This is a genomic window from Streptomyces silaceus, from assembly GCF_001419745.1.
Taxonomy (GTDB): domain Bacteria; phylum Actinomycetota; class Actinomycetes; order Streptomycetales; family Streptomycetaceae; genus Streptomyces; species Streptomyces silaceus.
This window is the reverse complement of record NZ_LIRJ01000055.1, coordinates 1-4169: the sequence shown is the minus strand read 5'-3', so window position 1 is coordinate 4169 and position 4169 is coordinate 1. Positions and strand designations below refer to the sequence as shown.

Sequence of the window (4169 nt, the reverse complement as noted above, 5' to 3'; positions counted from 1 at the left end):
GCCGATCTTCGTGGTCGTGCCCGACGAGCCCTGGTTGAAGAAGGACACCGCGCCGACCACGGCCGCCACGACCACGGCGGCGACCGCGTACTTCACCGCCTGCGGCCCCTTGCCGCGCACGCCCCCGGACGCCCCGGAGGACGCCCCCGGCGTCGCCCCGGCCCGCCGGCGCAGCGTGTCCAGGAGGACCGCGAGCGCGATGACCACGCCGATCACGACCTGCTGCCAGAACGCCGACACGGAAAGGAGGTTGAGGCCGTTGCGCAGCACCGCGAGGATCAGCGCGCCGACGAGCGTGCCGGACGCCTTGCCGACACCGCCCGCGAGGCTCGCGCCGCCGATGACGACCGCGGCGATCGCGTCGAGTTCGTAGCCCTGCGCGGCCTGCGGCTGCGCGGAGACGAGACGGGAGGCGAGCACGATGCCCGCGACGGCCGCGAACAGCCCCGACAGGGCGTAGATGACGAGCTTCTGCCGCTTGACGCGGAGCCCGGACAGACGGGCCGCCTCTTCGTTGCCGCCGATGGCGTACATGGAGCGGCCGATGAACGTACGGCCCAGGACGACCGCCGTCACCAGGCCCATCGCGACCATCACGATCACCGGGACCGGCAGCCAGCCGCCGACCGTGTCGCCGAGGTGCGAGACCGAGTCGGGGAACGCGATCGGGCTGCCCTGCGAGATCACCAGGGACAGGCCGCGCGCCACCGAGAGCATCGCGAGCGTCGCGATGAACGGCGGCAGTTTCCCGTACGAGACCAGCAGGCCGTTGACGAATCCGCACGCCATGCCGGTGGCGACGGCCAGCACGACCGCGAGCCAGACCGGCAGGCCCTCCGAAGTCGCCGTCCAGGCAAGGACAGTGGCCGAAAGGGCGGCCACCGAACCGACCGACAGGTCGATGCCCGCCGACACGATCACGAACGTGACGCCGAACGCCAGGATCGCGGTCACGGCGGCCTGCACACCGACGTTGAGGAGGTTCTGGGTGGTCAGGAAGTCGCCGGAGAGCAGCGACATCGCCACGACCAGGACTATCAGGGCGCTGAGCGCGCCGTTGTCGAGCAGGACGCGGCGGAGCGTCGGTGCGCCACCCGCGTCGCGCTTCACGGTTTCAGTGGCCACGGGAGCCCTCCGCTTCTTCGCTTGCTTCGTCGTTCTGTGCGGCCGTGGTGCTGACGGCGAGCGCCATCACCGCGTCCTGGGTGGCCTCTTCGGCGGCGAGTTCACCGGCGATCCGGCCCTGTGCCATGACCAGCACCCGGTCGCTCATGCCGAGCACCTCGGGCAGATCGCTGGAGATCATCAGGACCGCGTGTCCGGCGGCCGTCAGTTCGTTGATGAGCTGGTAGATCTCGACCTTCGCGCCGACGTCGATGCCGCGCGTCGGCTCGTCGAGGATGAGGACCCTGATGTCGGCCAGCAGCCACTTGCCGATGACGACCTTCTGCTGGTTGCCGCCGGAGAGGGTGCGCACATGCTGGCCGAGCCCGGCCATCCGCACCCCGAGCTGCTCGGCGATCCGCGCGGCGGCCCGCTGCTGCCCCTTGAGGTCCACGAGTCCGGCGCGGGTCGCCGAACGCAGCGTCACCAGACCGAGGTTCTCCTGCACGGAGGCGTCGAGGACCAGGCCCTGGCCCTTGCGGTCCTCGGGGACCAGACCGATGCCCGCGCCCATCGCCGCGTTCACGTCGTGCCGGGGCAGCCGCTCGCCGTGTACGTCGACGGTGCCCGTGTCGTAGGGATCGGCGCCGAAGACGGCGCGCGCCACCTCGGTGCGCCCCGCGCCGACGAGCCCCGCGAGCCCGACGACCTCGCCGGCCCGCACCTCGAAGCTGACGTCGTGGAAGACGCCGTCGCGGGTGAGACCGTCGACGCGCAGCAACGGCGCGCCGGTGTCGGGGCGTTCGCGCGGATACTGCTGGTCGATGCTGCGCCCCACCATGAGGCGTACGAGCTCGTCCTCGTCGGTCGACGCGGGCACCTGGTCGACGCTGCGGCCGTCGCGCAGCACGGTGACGCGGTCGCCGAGGGCCGCGATCTCCTCCAGGTGGTGGGTGATGAAGACGATGCCGACGCCGTCCTCGCGCAGCGTGCGCACGATCCGGAAGAGCTTGTCGACCTCCTCCGAGGTGAGGACGGCGGTCGGCTCGTCCATGATGAGCACGCGCGCGTCCAGGCTCAGCGCCTTGGCGATCTCGACCATCTGCAGCCGGGCGATGCCCAGTTCGCGCACCTTGGCGCGCGGCGAGACCCGCACGCCCACGCGGCGCAGCAGCACCTCGGCGTCGGCCTCCATCGCCTTGCGGTCGATCATCCCGAAGCGGCGCGGCTGGCGCCCCAGGAAGATGTTCTCGGCGACGGTCAGGTCCGGGACGAGGTTGAACTCCTGGTAGATGGTGGCGATCCCGAGCCGCTCGGCGTCCTGCGCGCCGTGGATGCGGACCTCCTCGCCGTCCACGACGATGCGTCCGCCGTCGGGCCGGTAGGCACCGGAGAGCATCTTGATGAGGGTGCTCTTGCCCGCGCCGTTCTCGCCGAGCAGGACGTGCACCTCCCCGCGCCGCAGATCGAAGTCGACGGAGTCCAGCGCGACGACGCCGGGGAACGTCTTGCGGATGCCTTCGATGCGCAGCAACTCTTCCTGGCTGCTCACGGGTTGCTCCCTTCCTCAACGGGGGTGGGCTCGCCGCAGGAACGCCGTACGACGAGCCGGGCGGGCAGGGTCACGGACCGGGGGCTGCGCCCCTCGATGCGGTCGACCAGCGCGTGCACGGCGGCACGGCCGAGGTCGCCGGTCGGCTGGGCGATCGCGGTGACCGGCGGGTCGGTGTGCACGAACCACGGGATGTCGTCGAAGGCCGCGAGCCCGATGTCGTGCGGCACGCGCAGGCCGTGGGCGCGGATCGCGTCGAGGGCGCCGAGCGCCATCAGGTTGTCGGCGGCGAAGACGACCTCGGGCGGCTCGGGCAGGGCGAGGAAGCGCTCGGTGGCGCGGCGGCCGCTGTCGGCCTGGAAGTCGCCCTGGCCGATGTAGGCGTCGGGCAGGGCGGTGCCGTGCTCGCGCAGCGCGTCGCGGAAGGCCTCGACGCGCTCGCTGCCGGTGGTGGTGGCGGCCGGGCCCGCGATGATGGCGAGCCTGCGGTGGCCGAGCCCGTGCAGATGGCCGACGAGGTCACGGACGGCCTGCCGCCCGTCGGAGCGGACGACGGGCACGTCGAGCCCCGGGATCCACCGGTCGACGAAGACCATCGGGGTCCCGGCGCGCGCGGCGTCCAGCATCAGCGGGGAGCCGCCGTCGGTGGGGGAGACGAGGAGCCCGTCGATGCGCCGGTCCAGGAGGGTCCGTACGTGGTGGTCCTGGAGCTCGGGCCGCTCGTCGGCGTTGCCGATGATCACGCTGTAGCCGAGCGCGCGGGCCGCCTCCTCGACGGAGCGGGCCAGCTCCGTGAAGTACGGGTTGAGCACGTCGCTGATGACCAGGCCGAGGGTGCGGGTCTGGTCGGTGCGCAGGGAGCGGGCGACGGCGTTGGGCCGGTAGCCGAGCGCCTCGACGGCGGCGAGCACGCGGGCGCGGGACGCCGGGCTGACGGAGGGGTGGCTGTTGAGCACGCGCGACACGGTGGCCACGGAGACGCCGGCCTCGGCCGCGACGTCCTTGATGCTCACCGAACTCGGGGCCATCGTCGGTCCACCTCCTCGTGGAATCGATTACACGAGGATTGGAAACGATTACACGGGCGTGTGGCAAGGGATGGGCGGATCTTCGCTTCGAGCGAGACCTGATTGTGACCGAGGGGGCCGGTCCGGCTGCGCCGGGGCTGGGGCCACACTTCTTGCCGCCCGGCACCGGGGCCCGTGCCCGCCTGCACCGGGCTTGGCGCCTCCTCTATCGCCGCTCTGCGCCGGGGGCGTGTCCGCCTGCGCCGGGGCTGGTGCCTCCTTTATCGCTGCCCGGCGCCGGGGGCTGTGCCCACCCTTCCCCAAGCTCTCGGCTCCGCTCGAGCAGGGGATGCCCCACTCGCCGTGCGGAACGCCTGCCCACAGCGGGGACGGCCCGCACCCGGCACCGCGCGCCTACCCCGCCTGCACCGGGGCGGGAGCCACACCTCTCGCCACCCGGCACCGTGGGCTGTGCCCACCCGTTCCGCCGTGCGGAACGCCTGCCC

At 72.4% G+C, this 4169-nt stretch carries 3 protein-coding genes; all 3 read right to left on the bottom strand.

All coding sequences use genetic code 11. The features are described 5' to 3' along the window. Window positions 1-1125 (bottom strand): ABC transporter permease (locus AOK22_RS06290; RefSeq protein WP_244164702.1); only part of this gene is annotated, 1125 nt, incomplete at its 3' end. Continuing rightward, the gene (locus tag AOK22_RS06285) at window positions 1115-2656 is read right to left on the bottom strand and encodes a sugar ABC transporter ATP-binding protein (RefSeq protein WP_055697571.1); all 1542 of its coding nucleotides are present in this window, start codon (window positions 2654-2656) and stop codon (window positions 1115-1117) included. The genes AOK22_RS06290 and AOK22_RS06285, both read right to left, overlap by 11 nt. Continuing rightward, window positions 2653-3684: a LacI family DNA-binding transcriptional regulator gene (locus AOK22_RS06280; RefSeq protein WP_055697570.1), complete on the bottom strand. Its 1032-nt coding sequence runs from the start codon at window positions 3682-3684 to the stop codon at window positions 2653-2655. Before AOK22_RS06280 ends, AOK22_RS06285 begins: the two co-directional genes overlap by 4 nt. Window positions 3685-4169: the final 485 nt, after the last annotated feature.